Here is a 20,176-nt window from a genome sequence, read left to right as displayed (position 1 = left end):
CGCGGCAGGTACCGCCACCGGAACCCCTACCCGGCCTCCACCGCGGCGGCGGCGGAACCCGCGGGCGCCAGCCGAAGCCGGCCCACCCGGTCGCTGAGGATGCGCCGGGCTTCACCGGGCAGCCCCTCGTCGCTGATGAGCTCGTCGGCTTCCTCCAGGCCGGCGATGGTGCTGATGCCAAAGGTTCCCCACTTGGTGTGATCGGCCAGCACCACCACGCGCCGGGCGGCGGCCATGAAGGCGCGGTCCGTTTCGGCTTCCAGCACATTCGGCGTGGTGAAGCCGGCGTCGGTATCCACGCCGTGGACGCCCAGAAAGAGGACGTCAAGATGCAGCTGCTTCAGTGCGGACGTGGCCAGCGGGCCCACCAAGGCATCCGAGGGTGTGCGTTCGCCGCCGGTGAGGATCACCGCCGACGGCGAGGAGCCCTGATGGAAGACGTCGGCGATCCGCACCGAGTTCGTAACCACCGTGATCCGGGGACCGGCGCACAGCAGCCGGGCGAGCGCCCAGGTGGTGGTGCCCGCGCTCAGGCCCACCGCCATCCCCTCGCGCACCTGGGCGGCCGCCTCCTGCGCGATCGCGGCCTTCTCCTCCTGCAGCTGCGTCACCTTCAGCTCGAAACCCGGCTCGTGCGTGCTCGCGCCGCCGGGCAGCTTTGCCCCGCCGTGGATTTTCTCCACGGCGCCGGCCGCGTCCAGCGCATCGATGTCGCGCCGGACGGTCATCAGGGACACGCCCAGCATCTGCGCGAGGTCCGCGACGCGAACGATCCGTTCGCGCTGGACCTCCGCGATGATGGCGGCGTGGCGGGCTGGGGCTAGCATGCTGCGTCCTTCGAACGTGCTGACAAGAGGCTTGGGGGAGTGGCGGCTGGGCGAGCTTCCTCCTGCCCATCCTAATCTTGGCCAGGAGCAGGCGGACGCCTCGCCCCAAGCTTTGGTGTTCTCTATTGTTCGAAAATGTTTTATCGTGTACAAATTAGACCATGACACGAACCACCATGACCAGGCTGGCAGACGGCCGGGAGATCCTCTACTTCGATGACGCCGCGTCCCCGGAGCGCCCTCCGGCGTCGCTGGTGGACCACCGCGATCTTCCCGCCCGCCCGGAACCCGGCCAACTGCGCTTTGATGCGCTGAGTCGGGAATGGGTGGCCGTCGCTGCGCACCGGCAGTCGCGAACGCACCTGCCGCCGGCGGACCAGTGCCCGATCTGCCCCACGACGCCGGCCAACCAGACCGAGATTCCTGCCCCCGACTACGACGTGGCAGTCTTTGAGAACCGCTTCCCCTCGCTCGGTCCGGACACGAACGAGATCCATGCCGTGCCGGTCTGGGGGACCACGGCACCCGCGGTGGGCCGCTGTGAAGTGGTTGCCTTCACTCCGGAGCACACCGGATCCTTTGCCGAACTGGGCTGGCAGCGAACCCGGACGGTAATCGATGCCTGGGCCCACCGGACTGCGGCCCTCAGCGCGTTGCCCGGCATCCAGCAGGTCTTCCCGTTCGAAAACCGGGGCCCGGAAATCGGCGTCACCCTCCACCACCCGCACGGGCAGATCTACGCCTACCCCTATGTCACGCCCCGCGCCGCCGTCCTGGCCGCCGCGGCAGGCGAGTACTTCGACAACTCGGACGGCACCGCGACCCTCACCTCGTCCCTCCTCCAGTCCGAGCGCAGCGACGGCAGCCGCATGGTCCTCGAGGGCGAACATTTCAGCGCCTACGTCCCCTTTGCCGCACGCTGGCCGCTGGAAGTCCATCTCGTCCCGCACCGCCAGGTCCAGGACCTGGCAGGGCTGAACGGGGCTGAACGCGACGAACTGGCGGACCTCTACCCCGAACTGCTCAAGCGTTTCGACGCCCTCTACCCGACGCCGACCCCCTACATCGCGGCCTGGCACCAGGCTCCGCTCGAGCCGCACATGCGCCGGGCTGGGCAACTGCATCTGCAGCTGACCTCACCGCGGCGTGCGGCCGACAAGCTCAAATACCTCGCGGGCTCCGAGGCTGCCATGGGCGCCTTCATCAACGACACCACGCCCGAATCCGTCGCCGCCCGGCTGCGCGAAGCCGCCGTCGTGCCGGCCGATGTTGTCCGGACCCACGCGGCCCTGACCCCGGAAGGCGCCCCCCGCATGAACACCACCGCACGCGCTGACGCCCAGGCCCGCGACCTGGCGGCCCGCTTCGAGGAGACCTTCGGGGCCGCCCCGGACGGCGTCTGGGCCGCCCCCGGCCGGGTCAACCTGATCGGCGAGCACACCGACTACAACGAGGGCTTTGTGCTGCCCTTCGCCATTGACAAGCGGGCCCGGACGGCGCTCCGCCTCCGCGGGGACTCCACGATCAGGCTGCTGTCCACCTTTGGCGACCAAGGCCCGGTCCAGGCCGACGCCGCGGACCTTGTGCCCGGTGCCGTGAAGGGATGGGCCAAATACCCCCTCGGCGTGGCCTGGGCGCTTCAGCGGCACGGCCTCGACGTTCCCGGATTCGACCTTCTGCTGGACTCCGACGTGCCCCTTGGCGCTGGATTGTCCTCCTCGCACGCGATTGAATGTGCGGTCATCACGGCCCTGAACGAACTCACCGGGGCAGGGCTGTCCGCCGAGGACATGGTCCGGCTGACCCAGCACGCGGAAAACGCGTTCGTCGGCGCTCCGACCGGAATCATGGATCAGTCGGCGTCCCTGCGCGGGGCCGCCGGGCAGGCCGTCTTCCTCGACTGCAGGGACCAGGCCGTGCAACTCGTCCCGTTCGAGGCCCAGGAGTCGGGGCTCGTGCTGCTCGTCATCGACACGAAGGTCTCGCACTCGCACGCCGACGGCGGCTATGCCTCCCGCCGTGCCTCCTGCGAGCTCGGCGCCGACGTCCTCGGCGTCAAGGCATTGCGCGACGTCACCGTCGCCGACCTTGACGAGGCCCGCGCGCTGCTTGATCCTGTGACGTTCCGACGCGTCCGCCACATTGTCACCGAGAACCACCGCGTGCTGCTGACCGTGGACGCTCTCCGGAGCCAGGGACCGGCCCACATCGGCCAGTTCCTGGATGCCAGCCACGTCTCCATGCGGGACGACTTCGAGATCTCCTGCCCCGAGCTCGATCTCGCCGTGGCCACGGCCCGCGCCGCCGGCGCCATCGGCGCCCGCATGACCGGCGGCGGCTTCGGCGGCTCGGCCATCGCCCTGACCCCGGCGCGGCACGAGCAGCAGGTACGGGACGCCGTCGTCCGGGCATTCGCGGACGCAGGATTCACCGCGCCCGATATCTTCACCGTCACACCGGCGGCGGGCGCCGGGCGCATTTCCTGACGTCGGTTGCTCCCCGCCGGCCCCCTCGCCTCGCAAGCTCGGCCAGGGAACCCTGCCGGCGTGGGCCCCCCACCGGCCCCCTCGCCTCGCAAGCTCGGCCAGGGAACCCTGCCGGCGTGGGCCCCCCACCGGCCCCCTCGCCTCGCAAGCTCGGCCAGGGAACCCTGCCGGCGTGGGCCCCCCACCGGCCCCCTCGCCTCGCAAGCTCGGCCAGGGAACCCTGCCGGCGTGGGCCCCCCACCGGCCCCCTCGCCTCGCAAGCTCGGGCAGGGAACCCTGCCGGCGTGGGCCCCCCACCGGCCCCCTCGCCTCGCAAGCTCGGGCAGGGAACCCTGCCGGCGTGGGCCCCCCACCGGCCCCCTCGCCTCGCAAGCTCGGGCAGGGAACCCTGCCGGCGTGGGCCCCCCACCGGCCCCCTCGCCTCGCAAGCTCGGGCAGGGAACCCTGCCGGCGTGGGCCCCCCACCGGCCCCCTCGCCTCGCAAGCTCGGGCAGGGAACCCTGCCGGCGTGGGCCCCCCACCGGCCCCCTCGCCTCACAAGCTCGGCCAGGGAACCCTGCCGGCGTGGGCCCCCCACCGCCCTTTTGAACCCCTCAAAACGGCGGTTACGGAGCAGTCGATGGGCGTTAGGCCGCCGGGGCGCAGCCGCAGGACTGCCGCACCCGGAGTGCGGTGGGGAAGGTGCGGTGCTCCGGCTGCTCGCCGCGGCGGGCGCCGACGAGGGCGGCGACGGCGGCCTCCGCCATGTCCCGCACGGGTTGTTCCACCGTGGTGAGCGGGGGCCAGCTGAACTCGGCTTCGGCCGAGCCGTCGAAGGATGACAGGGCAATATCGCCCGGCACGGTGAGCCCGGCCTCGTGGACGGCGCGCAGGATGCCGATAGCCTGCATATCCGAACTGGCAAAGACGGCCGTGGGCCGGTTGGCGGAGGCGAGCAGCCTGCGGCCGGCCGTGTAGCCGCCCTCGCGGGTGAACGGTCCGCGGACGATCTGGCCTTCGGGCAGTCCCGCATCTTCGAGGGCCTGCAGCCATCCCGCCTCGCGCCGGTCGAAGTCGTTGGCTGTGTTCGTTCCCATGGCGAGGGCGATGTTGGTGTGGCCGTGGCCGATCAGGTGCTCGACGGCGATCCGGGCCCCGGCAGCGAGGTCCACGCCGACGCTGTTGAACCCCGGGGACTCGGTGCCGTGGTTCAGGAGCACCGAGGGGATCTCCGCCGCTTCGAGCTCGGCCAGGTCGGGTTCGAACAAGACACTGGCCAGCACCACCCCGTCCACCTGGCGCGCGGCCAGGTTACGCACGTGCCGGCGTTCCTTGGCGAGGTTCCCGTCGGAATTCGTCAGCAGCAGCGCAAAGCCGCGCTCTGCCGCCGCGTCTTCGACCGCATGTGCCAGCAGGGAAAAGAACGGGTTGGAGTTGTCCGGGATGACGAGGCCGATCGTCTCACTGGAGCCCAGCTTCAGCGCCCGCGCGGCAGCGTTCGGCCGGTACCCCAGGATCCTGATGGCATCCTGGACCTTGGCTTCGGTGCCCGGCGCCACCTTCTTCGGTCCGCCGTTCACCACGTAGCTCACGACGGCGGTGCTGACGCCCGCGTAACGGGCCACGTCCTTGCGGGTGACCTGGCTGCGGTGGGCGGGGATTGCCGGCGTTGTCATGGCATCCATGCTAGTTCCCGCGCCCTCTCATCCTGCACGTTTTCGGACAGTGTCGCACGGTAATCTACACGAGTCAATCGTTACCGGGGAGTACGAAGTCCAGGCGGCAAATCCGCGGAAAAAGACTTGCCACCCCGGATCTACTCGTGTAGATTCTTCTCAGCTGTTACCCACATCACACCACCAGGAAGAGTCAACGATGACTACCATCACCAAACTTCCGGATCCCGTGGCTGGAGGATCCAAGCCCTCGCACACCGGGGACGCTCCCCGCTCCAACCGGGGACGACGCCTCGGAGATCTGCGGATCGCCCTCCTGTTCATCGCCCCGGCCCTGATCGGCTTCGTCGCCTTCTACCTGGTGCCCACCATCCGCGGCATCTACCTGAGCTTCACCGAGTACAGCATCCTGGGGGAGCCCGCCTGGATCGGCGCCAGGAACTACACCGCCATCTTCGCCGACGAGCTGTTCTGGAATGCCATGGGCGTCACCGTGCAGTACGTCGGCCTGAACATCGGCTTCCAGACCGTCATTGCACTCGGGCTGGCCCTGCTGATGCACCGGGTCGCGAAGTCCACGTTTATCCGCGGCGCCCTGCTTCTGCCGTTCCTCGTCGCCAACGTCATCGTGGCGCTGCTGTGGTTCTGGATGCTCGACTACCAGATGGGCATCGTCAATGAGGTGATCAGCTGGCTGGGACTGCCCCGCATCGCCTTCTTCGGCAGCGAGCAGTGGGCCATTCCCACCATCGCCGGAGTCAACGTCTGGCGCCACATGGGCTACACGGCGCTGCTGATCTTCGCCGGCCTGCAGTCCATCCCCAACCACGTCTACGAGGTCGCCTCGCTCGACGGCGCGTCCCCCACCCGGACCTTCTGGAGCATCACGATGCCGCTCCTGCGCCCCGTGCTGGTGCTGGTCCTGGTGGTCACAGTGATCGGGTCCTTCCAGGTCTTCGACACCGTGGCCGTGACCACCGGCGGCGGACCCATCAACGCCTCCCGCGTCATCCAGATGTACATCTACCAGAAGGCCTTCGGTGAATCCGACTTCGGCTACGCCTCGGCCCTGTCCGTCATTCTCTTCGTCATTCTCGCCCTCGTGGCCTTCATCCAAATGAAGTTCCTCAAGGGCAACGAATCGGATCTGGACTAAGGAACCCCAGCCATGACAACCTCCGCACTCTCCCGCAAGAAGCCCGCTCCCACGACGCCGGTCAACTGGCGCCGCGTCGGCGCCTGGACGCTCGTCGTCGTCGCCGTCATCGTGACGGTGGCACCGTTCCTCTGGATGCTCCGCACCGCGCTCTCCAGCAACGCTTCGCTCGCCTCCAATGCCGGCAACCTGCTGCCGGCAGACTTCAGCCTGGGTGCCTTCAAACGGGTCCTCGGCCTGCAGAGTGCCGAGGAAGCCATCGCCGAGGGCGGTTCCGGCGCCGCGATCAACTTCTGGCTGTACCTGCGTAACTCGATCATCTTCGCCACCGTGACCACCGCCGGGCAGGTGTTCTTCAGCGCGTTGGCCGCGTACGCCTTCGCCCGGCTCCGCTGGCCCGGCCGGAACGCGGTGTTCGGTCTGTTCCTCGCCACGATGATGGTTCCGCCGATCTTCACCGCGCTGCCCAACTTCCTGATGATCAAGAACCTCGGCCTGCTGAACAGCTTCGCCGGCCTGGCCCTGCCCTTCCTGTTCATGACCCCGTTCGCCATCTTCTTCCTGCGCCAGTTCTTCCTCTCCATGTCCCGCGAAGTGGAGGAGGCCGCGATGCTCGACGGCGCCAGGCACGTCCGGATCTTCTTCCAGATCGTGCTCCCGAACGCCGCCGCACCGCTGGCCACCCTGGCCCTGCTGACCTTCATCGGCCAGTGGAACGAATACTTCTGGCCGCTGCTCGTGGGCCAGGACGAAAGCGTCCGGGTCCTCACCGTCGGCCTGGGTGTCTTCAAGTCCCAGTCCCCGCAGGGAGCGCCCGACTGGTCCGGTCTGATGGCCGCCACCCTGATCGCCGCCGTGCCCGTCCTCCTGCTCTTCATCGCCTTCGGCAAACGGGTGGTCAACTCCATCGGCTTCTCCGGCATCAAATAGCACCCACACGTTCTGTTCCACGCACCTTTGCACAACCACGTTGTACATCCCTGAAAGGTCCACCATGAAGAAGACCCTCGGCGCCGTCGCTGCCGCCGCAGCCATCGCCCTCTCCCTTTCCGCCTGCGGCGGTTCCGGCGCCCCAACCGCCGAAGCCAAGGGCGAGATCAACTACTGGCTCTGGGACGCAAACCAGCTCCCGGCCTACCAGCAGTGCGCGGACGATTTCACCAAAGCCAACCCGGACATCAAGGTCAAGATCACCCAGCGCGGCTGGGACGACTACTGGACCACCCTGACCAACGGCTTCGTCGCCGGCACGGCCCCGGACGTCTTCACCAACCACCTCTCCAAGTACCCCGAGTACGCCGCGAAGAAGCAGCTGCTCTCCCTGGATGACGCCGTCGCGAAAGACGGCATCAAGCTGGAGAGCTACACCAAGGGCCTGGCGGAGCTCTGGGTCGGCCAGGACGGGAAGCGCTACGGCCTGCCCAAGGACTGGGACACCGTAGGCCTCTTCTACAACAAGGCCATGACCGACGCCGCCGGCCTCACTGCCGGGCAGATGGCGGACCTGGACTGGAACCCGAAGGACGGCGGCAGCTACGAGCAGGCAATCGCGCACCTGACCGTGGACAAGAACGGCGTCCGTGGCGATGAGGCCGGGTTCGACAAGAACAACGTCGCGGTCTACGGCCTCGGGCTGGCCGGCGGCGGCTCCGGCCAGGGCCAGACCGAGTGGAGCTTCCTGACCGGAACCACCGGCTGGACCCATACCGACAAGAACCCCTGGGGCACCGAGTTCAACTACGACGACCCCAAGTTCCAGGACACCATCGCCTGGTGGGCCGGCCTGACCGAGAAGGGCTACATGCCCAAACTGGAAACCACCGTCGGCGCCAGCCTGGCGGATAACTTCGGCGCCGGCAAGGCCGCCATCAACACCACCGGCGACTGGCTGATCGGCCAGTACCAGAGCTACAAGGGCGTGGAAACCGCGTTCGCCCCGACCCCGAAGGGCCCGGACGGCAAACGTGCCAGCATGTTCAACGGCCTCGCCGACTCCGTCTGGGCGGGCACCAAGAACCCTGCCGCCTCGGTCAAATGGGTCGAATACCTCGGGTCCGCCGCCTGCCAGGACGTTGTGGCCTCCAAGGCTGTGGTTTTCCCGGCCATCACCAGCTCCGCCGAGAAGGCAGCCGAAGCATTCAAGGCCAAGGGCACCGACGTTTCCGCCTTCACCACGCACGTCAAGGACAGCACCACCTTCCTGTTCCCGATCGCGGATAAGGCAGCCAAGGTGGACGGCATCATGAAGCCGGCCATGGACGCCGTCCTCTCCGGCAAGAAGCCCGCCAGCTCCCTCACCCAGGCCAACGACCAGGTCAACGCCCTCTTCAAGTAGCCCCCGCTGCGGCACCGCCCGCAGCCACACACCCCGGGTGTCGCCGCTACCTCCTCGCGGCGGCGGCACCCGGCATCATCTGCCGCACCACCCTGCACTCCCCAGACTCCTGCACTCAGACTCCTGCGTCCCTGGACGCGCGCCGAACCACCGAAAGAGACCCGCCATGGATCCCCTGCACCTCCGCTCCGCCAGCACCAGCCTGGTGATCAGCTTCGACAGCGGAGAGGCCGAGGTGATCCACTGGGGCGCCGACCTCGGCGCCTCCCTTCCGGACCTGGCCATCCTCGGTGAGCCGGTCCCGCACTCAGCCGTGGACGCAACCGTCCCCGCCGCACTGCTCCCGCAGGCGTCCTCGAGCTGGCAGGGCCGTCCCGGGCTCCGCGGCCACCGGATCGTCGACGGCGTCCCCGGCCACGACTTCTCACTCCGCCTCCGCGTCGCGGACGTGACCGTCGACGGTGGCAGGAATTCAGCCGCGCCCAATTCCGCGGTGATTGTCCAGACGGACGCCGACGCCGGCATCAGCGTGGCGTCCACCCTGACACTGCACGACGGCGGCCTGCTGGAACTGAGCCACACCGTCACCAACACCGGAAGCTCGCCCTTCCAGCTGGACGAACTGGCCACCATGCTCCCGGTGGCGCGGGACGCCGTCGAACTCCTGGACCTGACCGGGCGCTGGTGCCGGGAACGCCACCCCCAGCGCCGCCCCATCCAGCAGGGCACCTGGGTCCGGACCGGCCGGCACGGCCGTACCGGACACGACTCCTCGCTGCTTTTCGCCGCCGGCACCGCCGGCTTCGGCAACCGGCACGGTAAGGTCTGGGCGACGCACCTGGCGTGGAGTGGCAACCACGAGCAGTTCGCGGACCGTGTCGCGGACGGCCGGACCATGATCGGCGGATCGGAAGTGCTCGGCGCGGCCGAGGTCATCCTCCAGCCCGGCGGCAGCTACACCACCCCCGCACTGTTCGCGGCGTACTCGGCCCGCGGGCTCGACGGCGTCAGCGAGGCCTTCTATGCCTGGTTCCGGAACCGCCCGCACCACGTGCTGCCGGCCGCGGGCACTGCCGGAGCAAAGGGTGCCGCGGCCGGAAAGCCGCGCCCGGTGGTGCTCAACACCTGGGAAGCCGTCTACTTCGACCACAACCTTGCAACCCTGATCGAGCTCGCGGACTCCGCAGCCGAGCTGGGCGTCGAGCGCTTCGTGCTCGATGACGGCTGGTTCCGCGGACGCCGCGACGACCACGCCGGCCTCGGTGACTGGTACGTCGACGAGGACCTTTGGCCGGACGGGCTCACGCCGCTGATCGAGGCTGTCACGTCCCGCGGCATGGAATTCGGCCTCTGGGTGGAACCGGAAATGGTCAACCTCGACTCCGATGTTGTCCGGGCCCACCCGGAGTGGATTGCGGGGCCCTCGGTCCAGAGCTACAAGGACGGCGGCCACCTGCCGCTGGAGTGGCGCCACCAGCACATCATCGACCTCGTCAATCCCGATGCCTGGCAGTACATTTACGACCGCGTGGATGCGCTTCTGCGGGAGAACAACATCAGCTACCTCAAGTGGGACCAGAACCGGGACCTCCTGGAGCACGGCCACGCCGGCCGCGCCTCCGTGCACGCCCAGACCCTCGCCGCCTACCGACTCTTCGATGAGCTCCGCAAGGCCCACCCCGGCGTCGAGATTGAAAGCTGCTCGTCCGGCGGCGCCCGGGTGGACCTGGGGATCCTGGAGCGCACCGACCGGATCTGGGGCTCAGACTGCAACGACGCCCTGGAACGGCAGACCATCCAGCGCTGGACCGGACTGGTGGTGCCGCCGGAGCTCGTGGGCGGCCACATCGGCCCCACCACATCGCACACGACAGCCCGCACCCACGACCTGTCCTTCCGCGCCATCACGGCCCTGTTCGGCCATTTCGGGATGGAATGGGATGTCCGGCAGGTGCAGGGCGCCGAGCGCGAGGAACTCAAGCGCTTCATCGCCCTCTACAAGGAACACCGCGGGCTGATCCACAGCGGCCGGATGGTCCGCGCGGACCTGCCCGATGACGCGCTGATGCTGCACGGCGTCGTGGCAGACCCGGCTTCAGGTGCGGCCGCTGTCGCTGCCGCATCAGGGTCGACGGCGGCGCTGTTTGCGCTGGTCAGTACGCGGACCACGTTCTCCGAACAGCCCGGTCGGATCGCCATCCCGGGCCTCCCCGCCGCATCGGATTTCCGGGTCGAGGCCGTGTTCCCGGCCCCGGGCGACGCAGACTACGCGCACCTGTACACCCAGGTCCAGCCGCCGGCGTGGCTCGCATCAGGGGCGGTAGCCAATGGGCGTTTCCTGGCCGAGGTGGGCGTGCCCATGCCCATCCTCAACCCGGAGCACGCGCTGCTGCTGAGGATTACCACCGTCTAACGCCCTTCCCAGGCCATCGATTGCTGCGCAACGGCCCTTTTGAGCCCGCATTAGGGCAGTTGTGGAGCAGTCGATGAGCCGGGGACCCCGCAGACTGGGGCCTGGCCTCCTCAGTTGTTCAGGGCCGCGTAAACGTTCAGGCTTGCCGAGAACACCAGCCACGAGACATAGGGCAGCATCAGCAATCCGGCGCTCGTGCTTATGGGTCCGAAGCGGAGGACAGTGACGGTCGCCGTCGCTGCGTGGGCGGTGATGATGAGAAGAGCCAGCCACAGGGCGGCGGTCCCCATCATGGGGTACATGCCGAAGAACGTCATCGGCCACGCCAGATTTAGCACGATCAGGACCGCGTAAACCTTCAGCGCATCCCGGCGGGGGAAGGCCCGCTGCCGCCAGACCAGCCAGGCCGCCACCGCCATCGCCGCGTACAGCGCCGTCCACGCCGAGCGGAACAGCCATCCCGGTGGTGTCCATGGCGCCTTCTCGGCGAGCGCGTACCAGCCGTTGCTGTTGAGGATGATCGGAACAGAGCCCAGCGTCGCCACAACCCAGGACACCGCGAGGAACCCGAGCAGGGCGGCGATTTGCCGCGCCCACGGCGCAGGGCCGGGGCTCGGGACGCCCGGGGCGCTCTCTTGAGGATTTGCTGGCACTGACCAACCTTAAGCTGTCCGAGGACCTGCGGCGGACCGGAAGTGCCAGTCAGCCCTGGGGCAGGCGGAGCACGTCCATGGCTTTCAACGCCGTGGCACCCGGCCCCACCATCACCGGAATCGTTGCCAACTGGGGCTCCCAGCTCGCGGCCGAACGCCTCGGCCCGCTGATGCAGGCCACCGTCCCCGCGCCCGCCACTGCCGCGCAGCTGGCCGCCTCCATCACCTTCCTGCTTAGCGAGGACGGCACGAACATCAACGGTGCCATCCTCGCCTCCGACGGCGGCTGGTCCGCCCTTTAAGCGTCGCCCGGAGGATGTCGACGGCGGGACTGCGCCGAATCCTCCGGGGGCCCGCTGTGGTCCCTGGGCCATTGGACGCGGCGCCCGGCACGATTAGGATGGAGTCGTCAGCCGCCGGCAGTGCGCCGGCGGGCAGCGGACCACAAGGAGAAATGCCATGGGTTTGGATGACAAGATCGACAACGCGGCCGAGAAGCTGGGCGGCAAAGGCAAGGAAGCCGCCGGAGAAGCGAGTGGCGATGAGAGCCTGAAGGCCGAGGGCAAAGGCGACCAAGCAAAGGCAGACCTCAAGCAGGCCGGCGAGAAAGTCAAGGACGCCTTCAAGAAGGACTGACGCCCGGGACTGACAGGCATCAGACAAAGGTGCGGCTCGCAGGAGCCGCACCTTTTTGCTTAGGATCGGACCCCGGGCCGCCATATCCTGACGTCGATGCAGTCGGCGGACCGTGCCCGCAGCGATGCCATCCACGAGCACCGGGAGGAGATGGAATGACGGACGCGCCAGCCGCCGAAGAGGACGGTCCGAGCGGGCCCACAGCGGCTGCGCGCCCCCCGGCCGGAGTGCCAGCGCAGGAACCGGATCATTCGAGGCAGCCCAGCGCCCGGGCACGCTGGCGCAGCCGATGGGTTACCGTCGTCGCCGTCGTGCAGCGTCTGCTGTACGTGCTGATCACGGTCGCCGTCGGCTGGGCCGTCTACTATTTCCTGCTGGCCCGCCTCGCCCAGGGGCCGGAGCAGATATGGGTGTTTCTCCCCGTGTGGCTGATCGCCGCGTATGCGCTCCTGCCCCGCATCCACAAAATCCTCAGCAGCCTCTACATTCCGGATTACTTCATCGGCCGGGCCCGCACCGGCGACGGCGTGCTGGGTGATCCTGTGAACCTGGCCGTGATCGGGCCCGAGCGCGAACTGCGGGAGGCCATGACCGCGGCAGGCTGGACCGAGGCCGATCCGATCACCCCCGCCACCGCGTGGCGCACCCTGACTTCCACGCTGCTGCGCCGGAGCTATCCGGAAGCGCCCGTCAGCTCGCTGTACGTTTTCGGCAAGAGGCAGGACATGGCCTTCCAGCGGGAGATCGACGGAAACCCGCGCAAACGCCACCATGTGCGCTTCTGGAAATGCCCGGAGGGCTGGAAGCTTCCCGGCGGCTTCGCCGTTGACTGGGTGGGCGCGGGCACGTACGACAAACGGGTGGGCCTCTCGCTCTTCACGTTCCAGATCACACACAAAATCGCCGACGGCACCGATGAGGAACGCGACTTCATCATCGAGACGCTGCAAAAGGCACGTGCGGTGGAGTCGGTGCACGTCATCGCGCATTTCTTCTCCGGCTACCACCACCGCAACGGCGGGGGAGACGCCATCCGCACCGACGGCCACTTGCCCATCATCGATCTGCTCCCGCAGGAAACGCCGACGGCTGAAAGCGGGCGCTGACGCCATCAAGGGGCGTCAGCGCCCGCCGCCCGATCGTTACCTCAGTTCCGGAAGGCGACCAGCTTCTGCTCCTGCCGGCCCAGCTTTTCGATCGAGATTTCCATGCTGTCCCCTTCGCGCAAGTACGGGAATTTGCCCGAAAGCGCGACACCCTGAGGCGTACCGGTGTTGATGATGTCGCCCGGGTCCAGCACCAGGTACTGGGAAAGGTTCCAGATGATGTGGGCCACCGAAAAGATCATGTCCGAGGTGCTGGAGTCCTGCCTCGTCTCGCCGTTGACGGCGGAGCGCAGGCGGAGCCGCTGCGGGTCGCCAACCTCCTCGACGGGAACCAGGGAAGGGCCGAGAGGATTGAACGTGGCGCAGCACTTTCCCTTGGACCACTGTCCGCCCGAATGTTCCACCTGGAAGGCGCGTTCGGAGACATCATTGCTGATCGCGTAGCCGGCTACATATTCGAGGGCCTCCTCGGGGGAAGCGAGGTACGAGGCGCGCTTGCCGATGACGACGGCGAGTTCCACCTCCCAGTCCACCTTTTCGGCTCCGGGCGGGATCACGACGTGGTCGAAAGCCCCCACAACGGTGTTGGGGTGCTTGAAGAACAGGATGGGAACCGAGGGCGGGGCGTCACCGGATTCCGCGGCGTGGGCGGCGTAATTCTGGCCGATGCACAGCACAGCTCCCGGTTTGGCGACGGGGGCGCCCATCCGGAGGGATGCTGCTCCTTCGAGTTCGGGCAACCCGGTTTTGAGGGCGGCGCGGGCTTTGGCGACGCCGTCGGAGCCCAGGAAGCCGCCGTCGATGTCTGCGGTGATCGACCGCAGGTCGTAGTACTTTCCATTCTCGGTGGCGACCGGAATTTCCTGGCCGGGTTCACCCAAGCGCATGAGTTCCATAGTTTCATTCCTAATTTCTTGTTTTCTTGTTCCAGGATTTCCAGCTGGCAGGCGGTCAGTGCGTGTAAGGGCGGACCTTGTCCAGTGCCGGGTTCAGTTCGACGCCGAAGCCCGGAGTTTCCGGGACCTTGAGCTTGCCGTTTACGGGGATCGGCTCACCGAGGAGCATGGGGGAGAACATGGGCACGATTTCCTCGGCAGTGGGGTGCATCATGAGGAACTCGGCGAACGGGCTGTTTGTGCGGGTGATGACGAAATGGTACGAGTAAACGGAAGATCCATGCGGAATCACCAATGCACCCGCGGCATCGGCCATGGCCGAGATCTTGGTCAGCTCGGTGATTCCACCGCACCAGCCGACGTCGGGCTGGATGATGTCCGCGCATTCCATGTCCAGGAGCAGCTTGAAGCCCCACCGGGTGGCCTCGTGCTCGCCCGTGGTGACCAGCATTTTCGGCGGAACCTGCTTCTTGAGCTTCGCGTAGCCCCAGTAGTCGTCCGGTGGCAACGCCTCCTCGATCCACTTCAGGCCGTACTCCGCGGCGCCGTGGGCGAGCCGGGTGGCGTAGTCGAGGTCCAGGGACATCCAGCAGTCCAACATGAGCCAGAAGTCGTCGCCGACCTTCTCACGCATGTCCCGGATCATCTCCAGGTTCTTCCGCAGGCCTTCCTCGCCCTCGGCCGGGCCGTGGTGCAGCGGCATCTTGCCGCCGATAAAGCCAAGGTCCTTGGCGACGTCGGGCCGGGCGCCGGTGGCGTACATGGTCAGTTCGTCGCGGACCGGTCCGCCGAGGAGCGCATAGACCGGCTCCTGCCGGATCTTGCCCAAGAGATCGTAGAGTGCGAGGTCCACCGCGCTGATGGCATTGAGGACAACGCCCTTGCGGCCGTAAAAAAGCGTGGACCGGTACATCTGGTCCCAAATCTTCTCGATGTCCGTGACGCGGGCGCCTTCGACGAAGCGGGCCAGATGCTTCTCCACGATGAATGCGCCGAGCTCGCCCGCCGTTGTGACGGCGAAACCGACTGTGCCGTCGTCGGCCTCGATCTCCACCACCAACGTGCCGAGGACATTGATGCCGAAGCTCTGGCGGGACTGGCGGTACTCCGGATAAACGGACATCGGGGTCGCGATGTGGTCATCGATCCAGTGGCCCGCGTCCTGGTCGTGGTAGTCGGCGCCGCCGCCGCGTAGCGTATAGGCGCGGACCTGGCGGATACGGTTTTCGATGCTCATTCGCTGTTCCTTGCTGAATCGAGGCGGACCAATACTTTGCCTGCGGTGCCGTCCGCGGCGGCAAGCCCGGCGAAGGCCGCGTCGGCGTCCTCCATGGACACTTCACGGCTGATGAGTTCTGCCAGGACCGGGGATCCCCGATCCACCCACGCTGCCGCGTCGCGGAAGTCCTGATTGTTGTAGCAGAAGCTGCCCACGATCTCCCTTTCCTCCGTGGAAACACGGTAGGCGCTGAACGCCAACTCCGGCGAACCCATGCCGACCAGCGATACGACGCCACCGAACTTCGTAGCGTCGAGGGCACTGGCAATGGTGGGCTTGATCCCGACGGCGTCCACAGTGGTGTCGGCGAGTTTTCCGAACGCCGCCCGGACCTGCTGGTCCAGCGGAGCGGCAGTTGGGTCGAGGGCGGTGGCGCCGAGCCGTTCGCACAGGGAGCGCCGGGCGGGATCCATTTCGGAGACGAGGACCCGCGAGGCACCCTCCTGCAGGGCCGCCAGGATGACGGATTGCCCGATGGGGCCGCCGCCGATCACCAGGACCTTCTGGCCGGCGCTGATCCGGGCGCGGCGCACGGCATGGAACGCGACCGCGAGCGGCTCGATCAGGGCCCCGTAAACAATGGGTGTGTTAGCGGAGAGGACCACGACGTTGTCTGCGGGTACCGCCACCTGCTCGGCGAAGGCGGACACGATTGCCGGGTTCACCCCGATCACGGTCCGCTCCGGGCAGTGCTGCTGCTGGCCGGCTGTGCACGCCTCGCAAGCGTTGCAGCTGATGAGCGGGTTGAAGGTGACGGCCTGGCCGACCGCGAAGCCGAAGCGGTCTGTTCCTGAACCGAGGGCAGCGATGCGTCCCACAGTCTCGTGGCCCATCACCTGGCCCGGCACGCGGCGGCCGTTCTCTCCGGTGTAACCATGGATATCCGATCCGCAGATGCCGGTGGCAACCACGTCGATCAGGACTTCCCCTGGCCCGGCGGCGGGCCTGTCACGGTCCGCCAGCACGAGCCGGCGGAATTCTTTCAGTTCAAGGACTCGCATTAGTGCACCTTTTCGGCGATGGGCTGGGCCAGAGGGTTGCTGTCGGCGATCTTGCTGACCCGATGGCTGTTGAAGAGCAGGACGGCGCCGAGGAAGGCTGTCATGGCAAGCAGGAACAAGCCCGAGTTCGCACCGAAGGACGCCTCTGCCCAGGTCTTGGCGATGGGTGCCACGAAACCGCCCAGGCTTCCGACTGAGTTGATGAGAGCGATGCCGCCGGCGGCTGCGGCGCCCACGAGCATCCCGGTGGGCAGCGTCCAGAACACCGGCTGTACCGAGATGAACCCTGCGGCACCGAGGGAGAGTGCAGCCAAGCCCAGGGCGGGGTTGTCAGTAAGGGCGGAAGCAAAGATGCCAACTGCTGCGGCCGCGAGTGAGGCGGTGGCCACGAGGCGGCGCTTGCCGGTTTTGTCTGCCAAGCGGCTGAGCAGGAAGGTGGCGATTATGGCGATGCCCCACGGGACCGCAGTCATCAGACCAACGCCAAGGCCCACTTTCGCGCCCACCAGTTTGGCGATCTGGGTGGGCAAGTAGAACGTGACACCGTAGACGCTCATCTGGATGGTGAAGTAGATGAGGCAGAAGTAGAGGACCTTCGGATTGGCCAGCGCGCGCAGGGCGCCTTTCGGGGAGTGGTCGGCCTTGACGTGGTCTTCGGCGTCGAGCGCCGCCTTGAGCGTGGTCCGCTCGCTCTCGTTCAGCCATTTGGCGTCCGCCGGGCCGTTGTCGAGGTAGGAGAACGCCCAGATTCCGACGGCGACGGTCAGGGCGCCGGTTACTACGAACATCAGCTGCCAGCCCTGCAGCCCGCCCAGTCCGTCAAGGTCAAGGAGCATGCCGGAGAGGGGGCCTCCGAAGATGAAGGCGAGGGGCGCACCAAAGTAGAACAGGCCGTTGACCCGGCCGCGGAACTGGGTCGGGATCCAGTACGTCAGGTAAAGAATGACGCCGGGGAAGAAGCCCGCTTCGGTGATGCCCAGCAGCACGCGGAGGATGTAGAAAGCCCATTCGGTCTGGGCGAACATCATCAGCGCCGAGACGATGCCCCAGCTGATCATGATTCGCGCCAGCCAGATCTTGGCTCCAAGCTTGCGCATGAGGATGTTGCTGGGGACCTCCAGGGCAGCGTAGCCGAGGAAGAAGATGCCGGCTCCGAGGGCGTAGGCGGCGTCCGAGAGGCCAGTGTCCGCCTGGAAGGCGGCCTTGGCGAAACCCAGATTGGCACGGTCAAGGAACGCCAGGATGTACATCAGCAAAAGAACTGGGATAAGCCGCCGCGTAACGCGGCTGACAATCGGCGCCAGCGCTTCGCTGGTGGGAGCCGTCACTTGATGGGACACGCTAACTCCTCGTTGAGTTCATCGTTATGAATTCTTGTTCACGAATGTGAACAATGCGAGTATGGCACAGGTCACAGGGTGTGGCAAGAAGCGAATTCGGAGTTACGCGGAGCGGGCCGTGTCCCGGGGCCGGACCGGTGCCGTGCTGGGAACAACTAGGTCCGGTTCCCGGACGCCGAGGAGGGCGCGGATTTCCTGGGCGGCTGCCAGCAGCGGCCGCAGGATACTCCCGGGCCAGTCCGCGTCTGTCCGGGCGGTTGGCATGGTGACCGAAAGGGCGGCATACATGCCCCCTCCTGCCGCACTGGTCAGTGGAACGGCGACACAGCGGCACCCATCGAGATATTCCTCATCGTCCACCGCGAAACCCTGGGCTTTGGCGGCTGCCACGAGATCGGCGAGCGCCGCGACATCCGTGACGGTCTTGTCCGTCAGGCGGGGCAGCGCCACCGAGTCGAGACGGCGCTTCGACTCGGCGGGGTCAAGCATGCTGAGCAGGGCCTTGCCGATCCCCGTGGCATGGGCGAGCAGGCGCATGCCGACGGAGGAACCCAGCCGCATGCCTCCCGATGTCTGGCTGATGGCGATGTACACGTTCTCGACACCGTCCAGGAGGGCGAGCTGAACTGTCTCCCCGAGCGACGCGGAGAGCCGGTCCATTACGGGCTTGGCGACGTTGGCCAGCGTTTGGTGACCGGTGTACAGCTGGCCGACCTGCCAGGCCCGAAGCCCCAGCGAATACTGTTTGTTAGCCGTATTGTGGTCCAGCCAGCCGGCGGCGCACAGGGTGTTCAGCAGCCCGTGTGCGCTCGAACGGGGCAGGTGAAGCCCTTCAAGGATTTCCGTAAAGCTGGCCGAGCCCTTGCCCGCGACGAATTCGACCACGGTGAGTGCGCGGTCGGCGGATTTGACGGTCGGGTTGCCCCGGTCTTCGCTCATGCCTGCTCCAGAGGTCGTACGGTCCTCCTCGAGGACACAGCCTCCAGGGATGTGACTGACCTGTTCACATACTTGAATTGTAGACGGACGGTTCGCGGCCGCGCTCCGGGGGCCGTCACATGCGCGAAGTGGCGGGCAGCTTCCAAGGCTCAGTCGCCGCCGCCGCCCCCACCGCCGTCACCTCCGCCGCCCCCACCGCCGCTACAGTCGCCGCCGGAGCCGGAACCGGGTCCGCCGCCGCTGTAGAAACCGCCGTCGGATCCTGGCCTGCCCGCGTGACAGGTGCGCCGCGGCAGTACGCCGAACAGCAGTATGCCGGCGGCGTTCGGGTCACCGCCGGAGACTGCAAAGGCGGCCCTTCGGCGTCGCCCGGCGAGCCAGATGAGGGTCAGGACGAGGGCAAAGGCCGCCGCCTGTCCCACGAGGATTGACCCGAGCGTCCCGAAGTCCGACCCGTCCAGCGGATCGAGCAGCAGGCCGGCAAAGAATAATCCGACGGGAATGGCCAGCAACAGCCTGCGGGTTAGGGTCCAGCGCAGGCTGGCAAGGGGAACGTGCAACTCCTCGGGCCGGTGGTCCGGCGTGACCCGGCCTTTTGCCGCGGTCACCTTCAATTTCGCCATGCCCCGCCCCCTGGATCCCGGTTCCTGCCGCCATGTCGTGCCGGCTTTTGCTCGTATCGTATGCGAATTCGCGGCGGCAACCGCCGCTCCATCGAAGCGGGCGGACGGTTGAGCTCCCGTAATGCTGATCGGCATACTGGAGTGAGGGTCAGTGAACTCCAATGTGAGGCGGCGGTGATTCATGAGCAGCGGCTCAACGGGAGCGTTCCGGCGCCGCGTGGAACGGGCAGCCGAGCTTCGGGCGGTGCGGGCCAGCGGCAGCACGGCCCGGGAGAACGACGAGCTCACGGCTGCCGAGGAAGAGCTCCGGCAGAAGCGGGCGAAAGTGGACGACGCCGCGAAAGCCGAATACCTCATCCGCGACGCCATGGCGCAGGGGAAGTTCGACAACCTGAAGTACGCGGGCAAGCAGATCCCGGGGTTGGGGGAGGCCTATGATCCCGACTGGTGGGTTAAGGGCCTGCTGCAGCGGGAGAACGTCACTGGCCTGGGCCCGAAAGCCATTCTGCTCCGCACCGAGGACGCCGGGCTGGATGCCAAACTTGATGCCGAATTTTCCGAAAAGCAGGTGCGGGACATCCTGGAGGACTTCAACAGGCGCGTCATCGACGCGCGGCGCCAGCTGCAGGGCGGGCCGCCCGTGATCACAAAGACCCGCGACGTCGACGCCGAACTGGAACGCTGGCGGGACCGCCGGGAGGCCGCGGCTGCCCCTGCCCCGCCGGAACCGGAGCCCAAACGCCCCTGGTGCCGCCGGATTTGGAGCCCTTCCTAAGTCCCGCTTCAGCCACGCCGCCCGGCCGAAGTCGCCGGAAAGCTGCCGGTTCGCCG

Annotated in this window: 18 protein-coding genes and 1 pseudogene; 10 read left to right on the top strand and 9 right to left on the bottom strand. The window is 67.3% G+C overall.

Annotated elements, in window-relative coordinates; genetic code table 11:
• Window positions 1-26: 26 nt before the first annotated feature.
• A complete protein-coding gene (locus OM977_RS16890) occupies window positions 27-827 on the bottom strand; it encodes a DeoR/GlpR family DNA-binding transcription regulator (RefSeq protein WP_264355040.1) in 801 nt (266 codons plus the stop codon).
• Window positions 828-988: 161 nt separating this feature from the next.
• Between OM977_RS16890 and galT the strand changes: the two are divergent.
• Together galT and galK are read left to right on the top strand one after the other, a co-directional pair.
• Window positions 989-2,125 (top strand): annotated as a pseudogene (gene galT / locus OM977_RS16885) (galactose-1-phosphate uridylyltransferase); the annotation flags it as partial.
• A 15-nt stretch (window positions 2,126-2,140) separates the two neighbouring features.
• On the top strand, window positions 2,141-3,313 hold the full coding sequence (gene galK, locus OM977_RS16880) for a galactokinase (protein WP_264357460.1): 1,173 nt from the start codon (window positions 2,141-2,143) through the stop codon (window positions 3,311-3,313).
• Between the two features lie 626 nt (window positions 3,314-3,939).
• On the opposite strand, the gene OM977_RS16875 is transcribed toward galK, so the two are convergent.
• Window positions 3,940-4,968 carry a LacI family DNA-binding transcriptional regulator gene (locus tag OM977_RS16875; RefSeq protein ID WP_264355039.1) on the bottom strand — a complete coding sequence of 343 codons (1,029 nt, stop codon included), beginning with the start codon at window positions 4,966-4,968 and terminating at the stop codon, window positions 3,940-3,942.
• Between the two features lie 199 nt (window positions 4,969-5,167).
• Between OM977_RS16875 and OM977_RS16870 the strand changes: the two genes are divergently transcribed.
• From OM977_RS16870 to OM977_RS16855, 4 genes are all read left to right on the top strand, one after another.
• Window positions 5,168-6,124: a carbohydrate ABC transporter permease gene (locus OM977_RS16870; protein ID WP_264355038.1), complete on the top strand. Its 957-nt coding sequence runs from the start codon at window positions 5,168-5,170 to the stop codon at window positions 6,122-6,124.
• A gap of 12 nt (window positions 6,125-6,136) precedes the next feature.
• Entirely contained in the window at window positions 6,137-7,054 is a 918-nt protein-coding gene (locus OM977_RS16865) for a carbohydrate ABC transporter permease (RefSeq protein WP_264355037.1), read from the top strand.
• 64 nt (window positions 7,055-7,118) lie between these two features.
• Window positions 7,119-8,459 carry an ABC transporter substrate-binding protein gene (locus OM977_RS16860; RefSeq protein WP_264355036.1) on the top strand — a complete coding sequence of 447 codons (1,341 nt, stop codon included), beginning with the start codon at window positions 7,119-7,121 and terminating at the stop codon, window positions 8,457-8,459.
• 166 nt (window positions 8,460-8,625) lie between these two features.
• Window positions 8,626-10,872, top strand: coding sequence for an alpha-galactosidase (locus OM977_RS16855; RefSeq protein ID WP_264355035.1), 2,247 nt, complete (start codon window positions 8,626-8,628; stop codon window positions 10,870-10,872).
• A gap of 110 nt (window positions 10,873-10,982) precedes the next feature.
• Here the strand turns inward: OM977_RS16855 and OM977_RS16850 are convergent, their stop codons facing one another.
• Window positions 10,983-11,525, bottom strand: coding sequence for a TspO/MBR family protein (locus tag OM977_RS16850; protein ID WP_264355034.1), 543 nt, complete (start codon window positions 11,523-11,525; stop codon window positions 10,983-10,985).
• A gap of 77 nt (window positions 11,526-11,602) precedes the next feature.
• Between OM977_RS16850 and OM977_RS16845 the strand changes: the two genes are divergently transcribed.
• The 3 genes from OM977_RS16845 to OM977_RS16835 all read left to right on the top strand — a co-directional run bounded on the left by OM977_RS16845 (window position 11,603) and on the right by OM977_RS16835 (window position 13,267).
• Window positions 11,603-11,827, top strand: a complete 225-nt coding sequence (locus OM977_RS16845) for an SDR family oxidoreductase (RefSeq protein WP_264355033.1) — start codon at window positions 11,603-11,605, stop codon at window positions 11,825-11,827.
• Between the two features lie 157 nt (window positions 11,828-11,984).
• Window positions 11,985-12,161 carry a CsbD family protein gene (locus tag OM977_RS16840; RefSeq protein ID WP_264355032.1) on the top strand — a complete coding sequence of 59 codons (177 nt, stop codon included), beginning with the start codon at window positions 11,985-11,987 and terminating at the stop codon, window positions 12,159-12,161.
• 155 nt (window positions 12,162-12,316) lie between these two features.
• Window positions 12,317-13,267 (top strand): LssY C-terminal domain-containing protein, encoded by a 951-nt coding sequence (locus tag OM977_RS16835; RefSeq protein ID WP_264355031.1) that lies wholly within the window; start codon window positions 12,317-12,319, stop codon window positions 13,265-13,267.
• A gap of 41 nt (window positions 13,268-13,308) precedes the next feature.
• On the opposite strand, the gene OM977_RS16830 is transcribed toward OM977_RS16835, so the two are convergent.
• The 6 genes from OM977_RS16830 to OM977_RS16805 form a co-directional block, all read right to left on the bottom strand.
• A complete protein-coding gene (locus OM977_RS16830; protein WP_264355030.1) occupies window positions 13,309-14,163 on the bottom strand; it encodes a fumarylacetoacetate hydrolase family protein in 855 nt (284 codons plus the stop codon).
• Window positions 14,164-14,218: 55 nt separating this feature from the next.
• Complete coding sequence (gene rhmD / locus OM977_RS16825; RefSeq protein WP_264355029.1) at window positions 14,219-15,400, bottom strand: L-rhamnonate dehydratase; 1,182 nt, start codon at window positions 15,398-15,400, stop codon at window positions 14,219-14,221.
• A complete protein-coding gene (locus tag OM977_RS16820) occupies window positions 15,397-16,443 on the bottom strand; it encodes a zinc-dependent alcohol dehydrogenase (protein WP_264355028.1) in 1,047 nt (348 codons plus the stop codon). Before OM977_RS16820 ends, rhmD begins: the two co-directional genes overlap by 4 nt.
• Window positions 16,443-17,783, bottom strand: coding sequence for an MFS transporter (locus OM977_RS16815; protein ID WP_264355027.1), 1,341 nt, complete (start codon window positions 17,781-17,783; stop codon window positions 16,443-16,445). The genes OM977_RS16820 and OM977_RS16815 overlap by 1 nt, the downstream gene beginning before the upstream one ends.
• A gap of 102 nt (window positions 17,784-17,885) precedes the next feature.
• Window positions 17,886-18,722 (bottom strand): IclR family transcriptional regulator, encoded by an 837-nt coding sequence (locus OM977_RS16810; protein ID WP_264355026.1) that lies wholly within the window; start codon window positions 18,720-18,722, stop codon window positions 17,886-17,888.
• Between the two features lie 149 nt (window positions 18,723-18,871).
• On the bottom strand, window positions 18,872-19,345 hold the full coding sequence (locus OM977_RS16805) for a hypothetical protein (protein ID WP_264355025.1): 474 nt from the start codon (window positions 19,343-19,345) through the stop codon (window positions 18,872-18,874).
• Between the two features lie 181 nt (window positions 19,346-19,526).
• On the opposite strand from OM977_RS16805, the gene OM977_RS16800 reads away from it, so the two are divergent.
• Window positions 19,527-20,120, top strand: a complete 594-nt coding sequence (locus OM977_RS16800; protein ID WP_264355024.1) for a J-domain-containing protein — start codon at window positions 19,527-19,529, stop codon at window positions 20,118-20,120.
• Window positions 20,121-20,176: the final 56 nt, after the last annotated feature.

Origin of the sequence: Pseudarthrobacter sp. MM222 (assembly GCF_947090775.1) — a bacterium.
GTDB lineage: Bacteria > Actinomycetota > Actinomycetes > Actinomycetales > Micrococcaceae > Arthrobacter.
Note: the sequence above shows the minus strand (reverse complement) of the source record. Positions and strands in the feature narration are given on the sequence as shown.